General features: G+C 46.4%; 16 protein-coding genes and 1 pseudogene. 7 read left to right on the plus strand and 10 right to left on the minus strand.

Going from position 1 to position 17,146, the window contains the following annotated elements; translation table 11 throughout:
* Window positions 1-40: 40 nt before the first annotated feature.
* Window positions 41-763: a bacteriorhodopsin gene (locus C7Y66_RS02535; RefSeq protein WP_106544338.1), complete on the plus strand. Its 723-nt coding sequence runs from the start codon at window positions 41-43 to the stop codon at window positions 761-763.
* A gap of 13 nt (window positions 764-776) precedes the next feature.
* Here the strand turns inward: C7Y66_RS02535 and C7Y66_RS02540 are convergent, their stop codons facing one another.
* Window positions 777-1,163 carry a hypothetical protein gene (locus C7Y66_RS02540; protein ID WP_106544339.1) on the minus strand — a complete coding sequence of 129 codons (387 nt, stop codon included), beginning with the start codon at window positions 1,161-1,163 and terminating at the stop codon, window positions 777-779.
* A 165-nt stretch (window positions 1,164-1,328) separates the two neighbouring features.
* On the opposite strand from C7Y66_RS02540, the gene rppA reads away from it, so the two are divergent.
* From rppA to C7Y66_RS02555, 3 genes are all read left to right on the plus strand, one after another.
* Complete coding sequence (gene rppA, locus C7Y66_RS02545) at window positions 1,329-2,006, plus strand: two-component system response regulator RppA (protein WP_106166097.1); 678 nt, start codon at window positions 1,329-1,331, stop codon at window positions 2,004-2,006.
* A gap of 16 nt (window positions 2,007-2,022) precedes the next feature.
* Entirely contained in the window at window positions 2,023-3,309 is a 1,287-nt protein-coding gene (locus tag C7Y66_RS02550) for a cell wall metabolism sensor histidine kinase WalK (RefSeq protein WP_106544340.1), read from the plus strand.
* A 265-nt stretch (window positions 3,310-3,574) separates the two neighbouring features.
* Window positions 3,575-4,252: a TrkA family potassium uptake protein gene (locus C7Y66_RS02555; protein WP_106544341.1), complete on the plus strand. Its 678-nt coding sequence runs from the start codon at window positions 3,575-3,577 to the stop codon at window positions 4,250-4,252.
* 67 nt (window positions 4,253-4,319) lie between these two features.
* Here the strand turns inward: C7Y66_RS02555 and C7Y66_RS02560 are convergent, their stop codons facing one another.
* The 6 genes and pseudogenes from C7Y66_RS02560 to C7Y66_RS02585 all read right to left on the minus strand — a co-directional run bounded on the left by C7Y66_RS02560 (window position 4,320) and on the right by C7Y66_RS02585 (window position 8,870).
* Window positions 4,320-6,182 (minus strand): monovalent cation:proton antiporter-2 (CPA2) family protein, encoded by a 1,863-nt coding sequence (locus C7Y66_RS02560; RefSeq protein ID WP_106218981.1) that lies wholly within the window; start codon window positions 6,180-6,182, stop codon window positions 4,320-4,322.
* Window positions 6,172-6,810 (minus strand): NAD(P)H-dependent oxidoreductase, encoded by a 639-nt coding sequence (locus C7Y66_RS02565; protein ID WP_106218980.1) that lies wholly within the window; start codon window positions 6,808-6,810, stop codon window positions 6,172-6,174. The genes C7Y66_RS02560 and C7Y66_RS02565 overlap by 11 nt, the downstream gene beginning before the upstream one ends.
* 34 nt (window positions 6,811-6,844) lie before the next feature.
* On the minus strand, window positions 6,845-7,237 hold the full coding sequence (locus C7Y66_RS02570) for an ion channel (RefSeq protein WP_106544342.1): 393 nt from the start codon (window positions 7,235-7,237) through the stop codon (window positions 6,845-6,847).
* A 99-nt stretch (window positions 7,238-7,336) separates the two neighbouring features.
* Window positions 7,337-7,546 carry a hypothetical protein gene (locus C7Y66_RS02575; protein WP_106218978.1) on the minus strand — a complete coding sequence of 70 codons (210 nt, stop codon included), beginning with the start codon at window positions 7,544-7,546 and terminating at the stop codon, window positions 7,337-7,339.
* A 317-nt stretch (window positions 7,547-7,863) separates the two neighbouring features.
* A pseudogene (locus C7Y66_RS02580) lies at window positions 7,864-8,235 on the minus strand (IS6 family transposase); the annotation flags it as partial.
* Window positions 8,236-8,306: 71 nt separating this feature from the next.
* The gene (locus C7Y66_RS02585) at window positions 8,307-8,870 is read right to left on the minus strand and encodes a Crp/Fnr family transcriptional regulator (RefSeq protein ID WP_106218977.1); all 564 of its coding nucleotides are present in this window, start codon (window positions 8,868-8,870) and stop codon (window positions 8,307-8,309) included.
* A gap of 515 nt (window positions 8,871-9,385) precedes the next feature.
* On the opposite strand from C7Y66_RS02585, the gene C7Y66_RS02590 reads away from it, so the two are divergent.
* Window positions 9,386-10,768, plus strand: a complete 1,383-nt coding sequence (locus C7Y66_RS02590) for a glycosyltransferase family 87 protein (protein ID WP_106544349.1) — start codon at window positions 9,386-9,388, stop codon at window positions 10,766-10,768.
* Window positions 10,769-10,911: 143 nt separating this feature from the next.
* Here the strand turns inward: C7Y66_RS02590 and C7Y66_RS33215 are convergent, their stop codons facing one another.
* Window positions 10,912-12,087: a GAF domain-containing protein gene (locus C7Y66_RS33215; RefSeq protein ID WP_106544350.1), complete on the minus strand. Its 1,176-nt coding sequence runs from the start codon at window positions 12,085-12,087 to the stop codon at window positions 10,912-10,914.
* Between the two features lie 312 nt (window positions 12,088-12,399).
* Complete coding sequence (locus tag C7Y66_RS32815) at window positions 12,400-12,528, minus strand: hypothetical protein (RefSeq protein ID WP_255409927.1); 129 nt, start codon at window positions 12,526-12,528, stop codon at window positions 12,400-12,402.
* Between the two features lie 421 nt (window positions 12,529-12,949).
* Between C7Y66_RS32815 and C7Y66_RS02605 the strand changes: the two genes are divergently transcribed.
* Together C7Y66_RS02605 and C7Y66_RS02610 are read left to right on the plus strand one after the other, a co-directional pair.
* Window positions 12,950-14,167, plus strand: coding sequence for a glycosyltransferase (locus C7Y66_RS02605; RefSeq protein WP_106218124.1), 1,218 nt, complete (start codon window positions 12,950-12,952; stop codon window positions 14,165-14,167).
* A 271-nt stretch (window positions 14,168-14,438) separates the two neighbouring features.
* Entirely contained in the window at window positions 14,439-15,494 is a 1,056-nt protein-coding gene (locus C7Y66_RS02610) for a hypothetical protein (protein WP_106218125.1), read from the plus strand.
* Window positions 15,495-15,617: 123 nt separating this feature from the next.
* Here the strand turns inward: C7Y66_RS02610 and C7Y66_RS02615 are convergent.
* A partial coding sequence (locus C7Y66_RS02615; RefSeq protein ID WP_233222492.1) for a thioesterase domain-containing protein occupies window positions 15,618-17,146 on the minus strand: 1,529 nt, incomplete at its 5' end.

Raw genomic sequence — 17,146 nt, forward strand, 5'->3', positions numbered from 1 at the left:
TTGTCCTCAAGACTAATAGGCAAGCCAATGGAGGTAGCTTATGGACTTGCAGGCAACGTTTCACTGGATTTATGTAGCAGCAATGGCAATCGGGGCGCTTTACTTCATTTCACTGGGCACCAAACCTCGTGGCGTTCCTCAATCCGAATATTTAGTTGCCACCTTCATCCCGATCTGGTCAGGGCTAGCGTATATGGCAATGGCATTAAATCAGGGAAAAGTGGAAGTGGCAGGTCAGGTCGTCCATTATGCTCGTTATATTGATTGGATTGTGACTACCCCCTTGCTATTGTTGGCACTCTCTTGGACAGCGATGTACTACATTGCAAAAGACTGGACTCTAATTGGTTCTCTGATGGGAACTCAAGCGATCGTGGTGGTGACTGGGCTAGTAGCTGATTTGTCTACTGTGGATTGGATGAGATATCTGTGGTATGCCTGCGGCGTAGCCGCATTTTCAATCGTGCTTTGGGGAATTTGGCTGCCTCTACGCGCCAAAACTCGCGGGCAAGGTGTGGAACTATCAAAACTCTATGACAAACTCGTCACTTACTTCACAGTGTTGTGGATTAGCTACCCAATTACTTGGCTGATCGGTCCTTCGGGGCTGGGTTGGGTCAATCAGACGATTGAGACACTCCTGTTCTGCGTCCTGCCCTTCTTCTCGAAAGTTGGGTTTAGCTATTTGGATTTGAATGGTTTGCGGCGTTTAAATGCCTCTAAAGCTCGTGTTATTGCTTCAGCTCAAAAAAGCTTTTATTAAAGCGAAACTAACTTCACTCGATGATTTCGTAGCGTACTAACTGCCTGATATTTTGTCGGGATAATCCTAGTTCTTGAGCGATCGCCGTTTCTATCCGCTCGACCTCTATTGTTGGCAGTTCCAATTCCAATCGCTTCAGGATCGGTTCCGCTGTCTCCACTTCTACCTGAGTCACTCCCTTTGTTCTGTTGATAGTAGCATTGATCAGCAATACGTTTACCGATACCTTTGCTTCCAATTGAGTATCTGATTGGAGTTTGTTGTTTGTACTGTAGGAGCGGCTTAATTCCTGAGCAGCCAGGAGACTACAGACAAACCAGAATCCAGCTGCCACAAATGGTAAAGGCAACCAAAACTCTATCCCTGACACTTGTAGCCAACGTTTAATCCCATGCCACACGCTTCACCTTGTCCCATTCATTTCATAAATCCGCTCGTATCTGCACTCTAATGCCGCGATCGCCCTCCTGAAATCTTACCTATAGACGATGTGCTAATTACATTAAATTCTATGCTGATAAAGCAAAGCGCAACAGCAATGGTATGAGAATCTTGCTGGAATGGTATGAGAATTTTACTGGTTGAGGATGACCCTAAACAATTGATGCCCCTTCAAATCGTTCTCTCCCAAGCAGGACATAGCGTGGACGGGGTGAAGGATGGGGAAACCGCTCAGTGGCTCTTATCTGAAAAAGAGTATGACCTACTGATTTTAGATTGGATGTTACCCCACATCAGTGGGTTAAATCTCTGTCGCCAGTATCGAGCAGCAGGTAAAACTGCTCCGGTGCTGATGATTACAGCCAGAGATACCACACCTGAGAAAGTAACTGGGTTAGATGCAGGAGCAGATGACTATCTGGTTAAGCCAATCGACATTGTAGAATTCATGGCACGAGTGCGGGCATTGCGGCGGCGATCTCCCCTCTGGGAGGCAGATATTCTCTGCCTTAGCGATCTCCAACTCCACCTCGACACGCTGGCTGTGGAACGACAAGGCAAAGTCGTTTCTCTCTCCAGTCGAGAGTTTCAGTTGTTAGAGTACTTCATGCGTCATCCCCGACAAGTTTTGACTCGCAACCAGATTGAGCAAGCGTTATGGGAGTGGGGGACTGAGCCAGAAAGCAATGCCATAACTGTTCTGGTTCGCAAGCTTCGTCAACGCTTGCAGGCGGTGGGAGCAGCTGATTGGATTGAGACTGTTTATAGTATGGGCTATCGTCTTGTTCCTCAAAAGCATTGACTTTGAAGTTTGAAAAGTGTTCAACCATAGTCGTCGGAATCTAGCTCGTTGGTTCACCCTTTCAATGGGTAGTATTCTCGTGGTCTTCGCTGGGGGAATTTATTATTTTGAAATTAAAGACAAACTAGATGTTTTAGATCGGCTGCTATATGACAGAACAAGGGTGATGGCAGCTAGCGTGCAATATGAGTGGCGTCAAGGGCACAAACAAGTCGATCTGAGCAATGTACCGCTATTAGGCAGCGGTTCTCACCCCTTGGATAAAAATTTAGTCTACGTTCGGTGGTACAACCCTCAAGGGCAGTCGATTCGATTTTTCGGTACTCCTCCCCCAGAGCAGTTGAATGTATCCCCTGGATTTCTCACGATTAAATCTGTCGATCCGCTATTGGAAGACGAACTCTGGCTTCGTCAAGTCACGTTGCCCGTTGAAGGACGGCACGGGATACTTGGCTATCTTCAAGTTGCCATGCCGCTGGCAGAGACTCAAAACAGTCTTAGTCAGTTTCAAGTTGTATTAACTCTTGCTGTACCTGTAGCACTGGGGTCGATCGGACTGACAGGTTGGTTGCTTGGTGGAGCAGCGATGCAGCCGATTCGACAATCCTATCACCAACTTCAACGGTTCACTGCTGATGCTTCCCATGAGTTACGCTCGCCGCTCTCTGCCATTCTTACCAATGCCCAAGTTGCGTTAATGATAGCAGCGGACGATTTGCAATACCATCAGCCGTTGGAAAATATTATAGATAGTGCTAAATCGATGGGGACTTTGGTTAACAATTTATTGCTATTAGCTCGTCAACAAGGGCAAATTCTGCCTCAATCTCTCAAGCTGTTAAATCTCAACGATCTGCTGGAGAATTTAGCATCACAATATCTGGAGCGAGCAATGTCCCAAAGCATCAGTCTAACCTATGAGTTATCCGAGCAACCAATTGAGTTATGGGCTGACCCAGACTTACTGCGGCAAGCAGTAGAAAATTTGCTCGACAATGCCTGTAAATACACTCCTGCTAGTGGAACTGTGCAGTTGCGCTTAGTCCCCCATCCAGGTTGGGCAGTCATCCAGGTCATCGACACTGGTATTGGAATTCCAGAAGCAGATCTACCCTATATCTTCGATCGCTTTTACCGAGTTGACACAGAACGATCGCAAGATAGTGGCGGCTTTGGGTTAGGATTGGCGATCGCTCGACAAATTGTTCAAGCCCATAACGGTCAAATTCATGTAGCAAGTACAGTAGGTAAAGGTTCGAACTTTCAGGTTGAACTACCAATCAAACCCCGAAGCATGGCTTAGACCGCTTGATGAGCTGTTGCTCACTTGCCATCGCTCGTAAAGTGGATCGAAGGCTTCAGTAAAGGTTTGTCGATATTTAAGGTAGAAGCAGCATAGGCTTCCTCTACTCGTCTTGCTATGTTTAGGTGAGCACAGACATTGCATTGGCTGCTATAGAAAACTCATCTACTTCTGGTGCGCGCAAACTTACATTTGTTTAAAGTACAATCTAATCGTTTGCTAGCCCTTAAAGTAAAGCAAGGAACAGTAGCATTAGGAAACAACAATGTACGTCCTCATTGGCGGAGCAGGTTTAGTCGGGCTAAGTCTAGCGCAAAGCCTTGTAGAACTAGGGCATACCGTAGCCATTATTGATATCGATCCTATTGCTTGCCGTTATGCCCGCGAACAAGTGGGGGTGATGGCTTTTGAAGGAAGTGCGGTAAATACGGAAGTTTTGTTAGAAGCAGGGATTCGCAAAGCTGATTCTGTAGCGGCTGTCCTTCGCCATGATGCCTTGAATTTGGCAATGGTGACTCTTGCCAAGCACTACGGAGCTTCCCACATTTTGGCACGAATGCGACATCGCGACTTTGCCGAACCGCTACGCCTTGCAGGAGCCAACCATATTGTCAGTACTGTTGACTTGGCAGTTGCCACAATGGTGAATGCGATCGAGTATCCGCAAGTAGAATCGATGATGCATTTTGAGCAAGGGCAGATTGAGGTACTGAAACTTTCCATTCCAGAAAGTTGTTATGTTGCTAATCGTAGCGTTGCCGAAATTGCTCGAGATCCCCGGTTCCCCGCAGGTTCTTTAATTATTGGCTATCAACCCCATCCCCACGAGAATCTGATGATTCCTAACGGTAGTACGGTACTGGAACCCAATTCAACTATATTGATTGTGACCAAACCAGGGTCTTTACATCAAGTGATTGATTTTGTGGAAGGCTGCAAGTAGTTTTCATGAAACTGGATCTAGATTTTTATTTAGCAATTGCAGCGATTGCTCTGACTTGTTACACGTCTTAGATAGCATCTCTTTGCTGAGCTAGGACATCCCAAGCTCGATCGTCATGGGCGATTTCTCGTTCGTCAGACTGCAAAATTCGCTCCAGATCTTGTGCTAATTGACGAGAGCGTGCCATCAAAGCGGTGTCATCTCCTTCTACAGAAGCCATATCATACAATGCTTCTTCATCATGATGTCTGAAGGTTTGAGCAGCGCGATGTGCTTTATAGGCTCGTAATCCCAATAGCTTCAATGCCTCAACGCCCATATCTAACGCCGACCCAAATGTCTCGCGTTGAATCACATCTACTCCACGGCGAATCAACTCGTAGCAATGGCGACGATCGATCGCCCGCGCTAAAATCTTGAGGTGCGGAAAGTGCTTACGTGCCAAGTCTACAATCTCCAGGATTTGCTCGCGATCGTCGATCGCTACGACCAGAAGTTTAGACTGTGCTGCCCCAGCTGCATATAACAGATCGATCCGAGAGGCATCACCATAAAATACCTTCCAGCCAAAGCGCCGCAATAGCTCAATTTGGGCTGGGTTATACTCTAAAACGGTAATTGGATAGCCATTCGCGAGCAACAACCGTCCGACAATTTGACCAAATCGCCCAAACCCAGCAATGATTACAGAGTTTTCATTGTCTTCAATGTCATCGGCTTCCCGATCGTCTAACTGTAAAAGAAAACGAGGTACGATCAGGCGATCGTAGGCAATCATAAACAGCGGCGATAGCAGCATCGAAAGGGCGACAACGGCAATCAAGCTGCCTGCCAGATTCTCTGAAAGCACGTTGCTCTGTGCTGCAAAAGAAAACAAAACAAACGCAAACTCATCACCTTGTACCAGGGCAAACGCAAACAAGATACTCTGATTCAAATCCAGTTTGAATAGCTTCCCTAGCGCAATTAACACCCCAGATTTAAGGATGGAGACTCCAACAATTAACCCGAAAATTAGCAATGGTTGCCCCAGGATTAAGTTGAAATTGATGCTAGCTCCGACCGAGAGAAAAAATAACCCCAGCAGCAAGCTCTGGAACGGTTCAACGGTACTCATTAACTCATGACGATACTCACTTTCCGCCAGCACCACCCCCGCTACAAACGTTCCCAATGCTGGAGATAATCCGACTGCTTGCATTGCCAGGGTAATTCCCACAACCAGCAGTAGTGCCGTCGCCGTAAAAATCTCGCGCAGGCGAGTAGCTGCAATAAAGCGAAATACCGGACGCATCAAGAATCGCCCACCCACGACAATACCGCCCACCGTACTCATGACCAGTAGAGTTTGTTGCCAGCCTGCCAGTGTATTGCTTGATGTTGCAGTTTGACTCACCGCCTCTCCAGGATTTGTGGATAGCAGGGGCAACAGTGCCAGGATAGGAATAACGGCAACTGCCTGAAACAGCAGGATTGAAAAGGCGGACTGTCCTCCCTCTGTTCTCATAAGTCCCCGTTCACTCAGGGTTTGTACGCCGATCGCCGTCGAAGAGAGGGGCAGGATCAGCGCGATCGCCAGTGCGGTTTGCCACGACAGTCCCAACAGGATTCCTAGCCCTGACAGGAGGACAACGTTAGCAACCATCTGCAATCCGCCCAATCCCAAGATTGGGACTCGCATCCGCCACAGCAGATCGGGCTGAAGTTGCAAGCCTACTAGAAATAACATCATCACCACGCCAAACTCAGCGAAGCGCATGACATCCTGACCTTCCTGCCCCACTAGACGCAGCCCGAACGGACCGATAACGACTCCAGCAATCAAATATCCCAATACAGAACCCAGTCCCAGTCGTTTGGAAATTGGCACTGTAATGACTGCCGCCGCTAGGTAGACGAAAGCCTGAAAGAATAAGTTTTCATTGGACATGGAGAGGTGTCTCCTGCGTGTCGAGCGCTTGCTCAAGGTAATGATTTAGATGTCGGTGTTGCAGCAGTTGCTCCCAATCAATCGCGTGGTTGCGTAGCATGAGAATCACGGTTTGATAGTCTTTGACATACCTAGAAATTTGGTGAGTCTCCTGTAGTTGGTGGGTTCCGTGAATCACAAACGGTGGTAAGTATTCCATCCCACACAGATGTGCCGTTTGCTCAAAGGGAGCCAGAAGTTCTCGGATTGTGAAGTAATTATGTCCCTGTCGGCAATAAGCCTGCTCGCTCCCTCCAGTGGTAATAGCAGAAAGGAGCTTTTTTCCGCGTAAGGCAGTGCCATTATGACCATAGGCAAAGCCATGTTCCAGCACTAGATCTTGCCATTCTTTGAGGATGGCAGGGCTGCTGTACCAGTAGAAGGGATGTTGAAAAATAATGATGTCATGGGTGACCAGAAGCGCTTGCTCAAACTTCACATCAATATGAAAGTTGGGATAGTGCTCATATAGGTCGCGAATGGTAATGGAGTCCATTCCACGAACGGCCTTAATCAATTGGCGATTGATTCGTGACTTTTCCAGTGCCGGATGAGCAAATAAAATCAAGATACGGTTTGGCTTATCCATTGATTGAATCGAGTGACACGATGGAGTTGGCAATCTAAAAACGATTCAGCAGGTTTTCCAGGCGCGTGCGATTGCTGAGCGAAACTAATTTGTTTAAACTCAGCGTCGCAAAGTGAGCGATAAAGAGAATCTCGACCACAAAATGACTGAGAGCTTCTAAGGTGACAGCGATCCACATTGCTCCCAGCGGTACTTGGGTTCCATACCCAATCCGAAAAAAGGTTTCAATGCTGAAATAAAGAAATGGTAAAAATCTGACTGCTCGTTTACCCTCCCGATCTTGCAGTAATCCCCAGTTCAGTCCATCTATTCCCCAGTAGACGAGCGCAAATAAGATCGTCAGTCCGAACGAAAGCAAGACCAATTGCAGGACTGCTGAACCCCAGCGGGATTCAATGGGGTCATCGATCGCCATACCTATCTCCATCTATGGATAAGTTAAACACAATGTCAACCCAAATGATGATTGACTCACGAAGTCGTTCGCGCTTGGGAGCTTTCAGTCCTGTAAAAGGATACCTAAGCTTCAACGCCAATTTGTAAAGCTACTCGCAATTGACAGCACCCCTGCAATCAAGATTGCCTTTTGAACAGGCATGATGCTTTTTTCTGATTTGCGAATTTGGTCTGTCATCCATCCCAGCATCATCAGCACTGCAAATCGGGCAACGAAGCCCGTAAGAGAATTTCTGACTAAATCTAGCGGCAGAACGAATTCCATTGCAATGTCATTCATCTATCTTATTAGCGGTGAAGTACGGCTTCCAAAGAATTTCTTTGAGTCAGAAAGAAGAGTCGATCTTAACCCCTAGAATGGCAGCACTGCGGTTCAATTTGCAACCATTTCCTCTAGCCCGTCTCAATACCCCCAAGCCTCCAAGGCATTGCACCGAGATGTTTGTCAAAATCTGCAAGATGCCTACAAAAGACTTGCTTTTTCATTGCAAATAACGGCTTTTTAAATTCTGATATAGCAAATTTCCAAACCTTGATAGGATAAGGATTTTTAGTCTATCTTGCAGGATTTTACGTCTATCTCGGTACAATGTCATTAAGCGTTTTGCGCAAGAACCGCTCTGCCGCAACTGCATCGCGTTTGGCACAAAGCAGAAAGTCCAGTGTGTTTCCTTGCGAATCCACGGCGCGATACAAATACTTCCACTGTCCCTTGACCTGGATATACGTTTCATCGACTCGCCACGAGTCGTTTGTAAGTCGTAGATGAGGGCGAATTCGTTTGTCCAACTCTGGAGCATATTTCAGCACCCAACGGTTGATGGTCGCATGGTCTACTTCAATCCCTCGCTCCGCCATCATTTCCTCCAGGTCACGATAGCTCAAGGCGTAGCGACAATACCAACGGACATTGAGCACGATGACATCTGGCAGAAAGTGTCGCCATTTGAATAGGGAAGGAGCAGACATTGGAAAGCAGGATTCGAGGTTTCGGCTTTCCCACCTTACCATTTATCTGTTTTTGCGACACAACCGTAAGATTAGTGCCGCGTGACGACGAGCCGCCGCTGCTGCCGTTGGATTTTGCCCTCGGCTTCTAACATCTGGAGGAGCGTGGTCACCGTGACGCGATTCGTTCCCAGCGTCTGAGCCAACTGCTGATGTGTCAGTGGCAGATCGAGCCAGCGACCGTTTTCCACGTCACGACCGAATTTTTGACTCAACCACATGAGGAGCTGCCACAACTTCTGAGACAGGGGATTGAGATGGATGATGCTCAGGAGTTCTTCGGTTTGCTGCTGGGAGTGAATGATAGCATCAGTGAATTGCGCTCGCTGAGTGTAGGGACAGCAACTAATGACGACATCGGTGAGGCATTGGAGTTCGTATGGTCGCACTCGTGACAATCGATGTCCCACGACATCTCCCACTCCCCAATAGCCCAAGCAAACTAGCTCGCCGTCACTAGTCCAAGTCATGCTACAGACAACACCTGATTCGATCCGCCATAAAGCTTCGCCCTGTTCTGGCAGCCGCGCGCGACGGACAAATTGCTGTTTGAGCGCTGGCTGTGCCACTCCAGCGCTCCGATCTAACTGTTGCATGTCACTCCACCAATTGAGCAATGGATTGACTAACTAGCCCAATTAGAACCGCTAAATACATGAGTCCGACATCCAGAAGGCAAAAAATATGCAGGTTTTGGCTCATCACTTTATACCAATAATATACCAACAGAGTATTATGAAAATTAGTATTTTTCTCAACTAATGCAAGTGACTGGAATGAGTTGCGACTAAGCTCTATCTAAAGGAAGAGTCACGACAACTTCCGTATCCCAAGACACGCTCGCCGATGAAAAAATCTTTCTCAAACGCCAACTGCTTGATATATCCGACGAAAATATCCCGATACAGCACCGGACAGTTGCCTCATCGGAGGTGACCTCCGCACGGTACTGTTAGCGAAGCAAGAAAGAGTTGTAGAGCCAAATGCTGTCTTCTGCTAATTTAGGCGTGGGAAGGATGGCGAGAGGATAAGGATAATTTTGTAGTCATGAGAGGAAACTATCTGATTAACTATCATCCCTATCATTCCTTCTTCATTTGACAGAACCACAATGCCGAAACAGAGGGAGCGTTATCCGATGAGCAAGTTATCGACTCAACAGCAATCGAATAGTGCCGAAGAATCCAAACAAAATCTTGGTCATCAAGTGGCAAATCTCTTCCTGATTCTTGCAGTGATTGTAGCGCTCTTGGGCTTTTTAATCGACTGGAAAAATACGATGAGTTCTGGTGCAGTTGACTTCCGAAATCGAGTGGTAGCAGCGAGGCTTTTAATTGGGGGAATCGATCCTTATTACTTTAAATGGCATCCCGGGATTTCAGATTTATTTCTAGATCCAATAGTCGATCCGAGCTGGCCTGTTTCCAGAGCGACAATTCCACCGACTGTTGTCGTACTTCACGCAGCAATGGCAAAGCTCCCCTACCTAACTCAAAAGATTGTCTGGTTTGCGTTGCAATGGGGGTTATTTTTGTCAACCTTAACTGTTTTAACCAAAGTTGACAAAATTTCTCCACTCAAAAGCAAGTTTATCTTAATTTTAGGTTTGTTATTCTTTTCTGGTAGTTTCTTCTGGCGCTTCCACGTTGAAAGGGGACAAATCTACATTCTGTATGTATTTTTATTATCGTGTGCCTACTGGTTAGCACGTAACTCTGCGAGAAAAGATCATCTGTTGAGTGGGTTCTTGGTAGGCTTAACAGCTAGCCTTAGACCACCACTGTTTCTAATGTCCGTTCCGATGGTCGTCTACAGACAATGGGTTTTACTGATTGGAACAGCAGTCGGTCTATTATCAGGACTACTTTTTTCCTTCCTACTGGCTGATGTTGGCACTTGGAATAGCTATTTTTCTGCCATGAAAATCTACCAAAAAGCCCATTTAGGTTTGCTCGAAGTCAAGACTATCGTGAATGCTGACAACGTAAATACTGAGTCTCCCGTTCCCATCGAAGGCTTGACTAATCTGACAAAGGCTTTAGATTTTCCAGCATCAGACACGTCATTCCCCTCAATTTTCAAACATTATTTCGGGTTAAATCTTTCTGCTAATATCTTGATGCTGTTCCTCGGAATAACTTTACTAGCTATCTGTTTTTACCTTGATAGAAATCGTCCCGGCGCTCGCGGCTCTGGCTTAGTATTTCTATCAGGAATATCAATCGTTTTATTAGCCGAGCATTTTCTTCCTACTATCAGAGCTACTTACAATAACGTGCAATATATTCTGCCTTTTTCAATTATCGTAGTCGAGATGAATCTAGGGGAGTTTTTCCAGAATAAAGCAAGTCTACTATTATTAATCGGCTTATTGTTTAACCTGGGATTTAGTTGGATACCAGATAGTGTATTAATCGGCGATCTAACCATGCTGTTGTACGCATTAATTATGTCTTTGTCAATTGCTAAAATTGTTGAGCTGATGGGAAATTAAGTCGAACGGATCGTCCTGACTCGATTGCGTTGACAATGGCGCTTGAGTTCAATTGCTCGCCCTCAAGGCGATCGCTTCTCCCAACCAAAGAAATAAATGTAGGCTGGGTAAACACTCACTTAAATGTTTTATTATTTTCTTTCCTAAATTAATATTTTGGACCAGTCTAACAATGGTTCCACTGCTAAGCCGATGCGCCCAGCGACGGATTGCATTCTTTGTGCCTCATGAGAGGTGAAGTGTCGAGGGCGAAGCGTACCAACATGAAATACCCCAATAACACGCTCTTTAGCCAGTAAAGGTACGCCTAACATTGAGTGCAGTCCTTTTTTTCGTAAAATTGTACTAAAAACATTTACCTGCGATAGATCGTAGACGATCGCTAGTTCTCGGCTGGCAGCGATCTGACCGGCAAAGCCCTGTCCTATAGGTATTTTGACTTTTGTTTCTATTTCTTCTTCCAGCCCCAAAGTAGCACTTACGGTTAGTTGCTGCTCGCTGGCTGTACGTAGTAGCACTGTAACTGTATCAACGTGCATGACTTGGCGAATACATTCGAGTAGGTCGTATAGCAGATGGTTGACGACGAATTGAGAAGATAAACTTCGAGCGCGCGGCTGAGCGCTTTGGTGGCTCTGCCGCGCAGTCATTTCCATTTGGCTCAAGGAAGAACTGAGCGAAAACAGGCGGTTGTTGTCTTCAAATACGTGAACGTGTTCAAGATCGCTCCTTCGCTCGACTAGCTTGAGTGGCTTGCGGTTAGAGATGATCCGCGCTGGTACGCCTACTGCAACTGAGTCTGGTGGAATATCTTGAGTTACGACTGCTCCAGCACTAATAATGCTACCCCGACCGATAGTGACACCATCAAGAACTTTGACTCCATATCCCAGCCAACAATCATCTCCAATCGAACAATGTTTGCCACTTTTGACATCACCAGACACATCAATACAGGTATATGGTCCAATAAACGTCTGTTTGCCAATCTTAATCTGGCAGTTTTCGCCGCCGCCAATCTCAACTCCACGTTCTAGAACTACGCGCTCGCCAATCGAAATCCTACAGTTATTTTCTGATGCATTGACCCGTACCCCTCGGTAAATGCAAACGCGATCGCCGACTTCAAGATTACGAGTCCCGCTAAATTCAACACCGTCTTGAAGATAAACTGCTTTACCTATACGTTTAAAAATTGTGCGATATATTTGATTGCGTAAAATTACGGCTGATGCAGATGTTGGCAACCATTTAAGTATAGTCGTGACTAATATTTCTCTCAATCGTCTCCATTTGAAGTTAGATAATTGTACGTTCATGATTCAATGCTTCAGAATCTCATCTAGTGTTTGGGCGATCGAGACAGGAAAACTTTTGCGCTCGAACTTCCACGTTTTTCTGATGCCAGCGCCACAGCAACTTAGTATTCCAGTACCAGGTAATCGCTTTGGCAGCAATATGGATTACAAATAATTTAGGAGGGAGCTTTAGGGGTCCTGTAGAATCCCTAAATAGATCTATAGAATTAGCCAACACTTTAGCTTCTCCCAAACGGCAAAGTTGGCAGACTGGCGTACTAATACTACGACCTTAATTTTGGATGAAGTTCTTTGTGAAGCTAGGCGCACGCTCTATGGCGGAGTTTCCCCTACCTCTGACATGATGTTAAAATCTACCATCGGTGCAAATAAATCAATGCTGCCTCGATTCCCGTATCGGCGTTCTTGCTGGTAGTTTTTTGCGTCTGCTATTGTCACCACGATTGCAAAGGGAAGTTAGAAGCTGAAAGCTATCGATAGATAACAGTAGTCTAACACAGTCTCTCAGGGGAGCATGTAACAGGCATTTAGAAGCTAACAATACCTTTAGGGGTGGTGTTGTAAAAACTTGCTGAATCAAAATTGTTTTTATCTGTAAAAGAAATAAATACTTGCACTTTCCCGTACTTTACCTAATTGACAAACGATGAGATTGGTGCCCAATTGACAGGTTTTTCATTTGACCGGAGTATAGAGGTGACAGCACCAAAGATCGTACTGAAATTTGTCGAGCAGCGCAGCGCGAGAAACAAGGACGGGCAAGCAGTGAAAAATTTGCTCTAACTTGTTTGCGGAAATTTGAGAGTAGCTATTGTAGCTGCTGCAAAAGTCAAGCAGAAAATCTTCAGCAGGTAGAAGTCCTATGACAGAAGCATTGAAGCTTAATCCTCAAAAAGACGCTCGGGTTTTATTGTTGTCCTTACGAAATATTAAGTTTCATGTGGCTCGCTGTTATTTGTACGAGCTGGAAGATGCGATTTGCGAATTAGACTCAGCCGAGCTGCTGACACCAAATTTTCAACCCAACTTATTCAAAGTGACGAATAAGCTAGCAAATCATGCAGCCAAAGCGATTGGTCATAGCAAGCTAATGAATCCATTGTTCGATCGAGTTCAGCTCCAGCAAGACTATGACTTATTCTTTTTTCTGTGCCAGTCCCCGCAAGATATCCTCTGTATTAATTCAATTAAGGGATGGCGCGAGCGTTGCCACAAAGCTGTAGTTTGGCTCGATGAAATTTGGGCGAAAGATCTTCAGAGCTGGAAAGCACAACTAAGTCTTTTGAAAGACTTCGATCGAATTTTCATGAACTTTAGCAATAGCATTTCAGGAGTAGCTGAGATCGTCCAGCGCCCTTGTGAGTATATTCCTTTTGGCGTTGATGCAATTAAGTTCTGTCCTTATCCCTTGGAGCGAGAACGCAGTGTCGATCTTTATAGTGTTGGTCGTCGCTCGCAGGTAACGCACCAAGCTTTACTGGAGATAGCAGAAAACACCAGTTTTTTTTATATATATGAAACTCTCAGAGACTTATACGCCATCGACTATAAATATCATCGCAGCTTATATAGAAATATTTTGAAAAAGAGCCGTTATTTCATTGCTAACAGCGCGAAATTTGACGATACAAATGCCACAGGCGGACAACAAGAAGTGGGCGCGCGCTTTTTTGAGGGAGCAGCAGCAGGAGTTGTGATGCTGGGAGTGCCGCCCGAATCCGAATCATTTCATCAACATTTCGACTGGGAGGGTGCAGCGATCGAAATTCCCTACGATGTGCCTCACATTGCTGAAATTCTGGCCGAACTTGACGCTGACCCACAGCGCTTACAAAAAATCCGTACTGATAATGTGGTGAACTCGCTGCTACGGCATGATTGGGTTTACCGTTGGGAAACAATTTTAGCTACAGTCGGACTGGATAGTACGCCAGCAATGGCGGCTCGAAAAGCTAACTTGCAAAACCTGGCTCAAACGATCTTGGCTAGGGCGAACGCATCTAATTGTGACGCTTCGGAAATCAGGCTGTTTTCGGACTCACATGAACCGATCCTGAAGGAATCCTGGAACTCGCCTTAAATGGAACTGGGCGCGCTATCTGGGAATGGATTTAGCATCATCCGCCCCAGCTCACTGTCGTGGCGTTCTCGTAGCCATCGTGCAGAAACTTACGCGCTTGACGCTTGACAAGCTTTGTCTGAAAAAACCTGGCTAGCACCTTTTAAATTGGCGAAAACTCCGCTCGGTTTGTCAAAAGTTGATTTAACTTGACTCAAAAGAATTTCAGCAGGTAATGTTTGGCACAAACAAAGACATAACCGCCTTATCAAACTTTACAGCATGAGAAATTATGCACATATCCGATCTTTACCGCGTCACAATCGATCGCCTCATTGCCGCTGTTCATCCAAGGAAATATCCGAAGCTCTTATTCCTCTGCTGTGCGTTCATTCTCAGTGCGATTCTGCCATTTTCTTTCGCCTGCGCCGACTTGAACACCGACGTGTCGCAGCGAGGAGACGGGAACGTCATCTTCGGCGTGAACAACGGCACTGGATACGACGACTCTCAGGAGTTCAGCCAAATGGTGTCAAAGCGGATCTCCGCTCTCGGTCTCACCGCAGTCCGCACCGGAGCAGACAAGATGAAGTGCGAGCGGGAGGGTGAGCCGTGCGATTTCTCTCGGCGCGATGTCGTGATTCAAGAACACTTGGCTCAAGGGTTAGCCCTTCACATGGTAATCGCTTTCAGGTGGGAACTCGATGCTGCCGAATACGATCCCGTCCAGTGGACGAAGAACTATGCTTGGAAATGCGGTCAAGTGGCTCGTCATTGGAAGGATACGGTACGCTACTACATAGTGGATAACGAACCAGACCTCGACTACGGTGAAGGACAACGGGCGAAAGTCGAACCCGCTACTGTAGTGAAGATGCAAAAAGCGTGTTATGAGGCGATAAAAAAAGTGGATCGGGGCATCCTCGTGGAGTCTTCTCCCGCCCAAAGACCAAACACGGAATACAACCGCGCTCTCCTCAAGGCAGGCATTGGGAAATATGCCGATCTCATCGGCACTCACATGTACGGGGGTCAGCTCAGGGAAGATGCGATCGCGACACTGCGCAAATGGATGGCGGAGTTCGGTGTCAACAAGCCGGTGGCGATTAGCGAGTGTGGGTCAGACCCTAACTGGTTCAACCCAGGAGGCTCAGACGGAGAGTGGAAAGGTCAGCACGGGCGAGAGGCCCGAGCGTTGTGGCTGCGGGACATGGCTGCCTACGCTCGGCGTCAGAAACTTCACAACGTTCTGTTCTTCAGCATGTTTAGCATTCATGGAGATTGGGAAATGGATCGGGATCGGGCTGCTCTGGCGGCGCTCAAGGACATCGGACACGAGCGATTCTAGCGAGATCGCCTGACTTAATCTCTGGCGCGAGCGCTGCTCCCAACCGAAACAATCGATATAGACTGGGGAAAGTCAACATCACTCAGCAGCATAGACAAAGCTATTCGTCGATCTCGTTTGGCGTTATGCCAGATATCTGCGTAAGTGTTCGGCAAGCACTCGGACGTGAGGCTTTTGCAGCATAGTCAAGTGGTTACCAGAAATGTAGTGAACTTGCACGCCAGATCTTGACAATTGACTCCAACCTAAAGTTGGGTCGTGAGATTTTTTTTGCAATTCGGTAGTTCTAAATAGGGCGATCGCTAGAGGGTAAGGTCGAGGTGTATACTTCAAGGTAGCTCGGCTATTGGCAGAAAAAATCTTCATCAGTCGATGAATGGTTAACTCGTCCAGCATTCTTAAAACAGCCGATCGTGGAAGGAGATGGCTAATAGTTGTTCGTTCTAGGGAAGATAGCCATGCGTGAGGAGTCAAAATTTTTTTCATTGTAGAAATTGGATTTGAAGTGCGTAGGCGATCGCTATTATCGTTTCTAGAACGCGCCAGGCGATCGCGAAGCAACGACCAGTAATCCCGAACAAAAGGATAAATAGAACCAGGTACGGTTGTCAGGAGAAATTTCAAACCATCGCCCCAGGAAACTCGATTGCTAGAAATAGGAGCGATCGTATCTAGGATTGCCAAGAAACTCACTTGCTCTCCTGCTTGGTGTAACTGTTGCGCCATCTCATAGGCAACTAAACCGCCAAAAGACCAACCACCTAGCTGATAAGGACCGTGCGGCTGAATTTGACGCAGTGCTTCGATGTAGCCAGCTGCCATCTCCTCAATGCTGGTTAATGGTGGATGCAAACCGTCCATCCCAAAAGGTTGCAGTCCGTAAAAGGGCTGTTCGGTTCCTAAATGACGCGCCAACTCGTAGTAGGGCAGAACAACACCGAAAATTGGGTGAATACAGAAGAATGGCGGCTTAAAACCTAAAGGCTGGAGTGGCACAAGGGGCGATCGCTTAGAATTACGTTTAGGCTTTCTCCATTTCTGAATCAGAGGCGCGAATTGCTCAACAGTTGGCGCACCAAAGAGATCGGACAATGGTAGTTTTTGCTCGAATTGCCGCTCTACCTGCTCCAATAACTGGACTGCCAGCAGGGAATTTCCACCTAATTCAAAAAAGTTGTCCTCAATACCCACTTGCTCAAGCTTCAGGATATTTGCCCAAAGTGTTGTTAAGGTTGCTTCAATGGCAGTTTTAGGAGTAACAAAAGGACGCTCTGGACTACTGATATTAGACTTCATTAAGGCATTTCGATCCACTTTACCATTAGGAGTTAGTGGTAGGGATGGCAGCACTACAAAAGCTGAAGGGATCGAGTAGTCTGGTAATTTTTGCTTGAGAAAGCAGCGCAAGTCATTTGATTTTGGATTTTGGATTTTTAATTTTAAATTTGATAAATTAGTCTCTACATCAGGAACAATATAAGCAACTAAACGATAGTTGCTCGATCGATCTTCCTTTGCCAAAACTACAGCTTCTTCTACTGCTGAGTGTTGTAATAGCAGGCTTTCAATTTCTCCCAATTCAATGCGGTAGCCGCGAATTTTCACTTGGCGATCGATGCGTCCGAGGTATTCAAGATTACCATCGATTAGGT

Source organism: Chroococcidiopsis sp. CCALA 051 (assembly GCF_003015105.1).
Classification (GTDB): Bacteria; Cyanobacteriota; Cyanobacteriia; order Cyanobacteriales; family Chroococcidiopsidaceae; genus Chroococcidiopsis; species Chroococcidiopsis thermalis.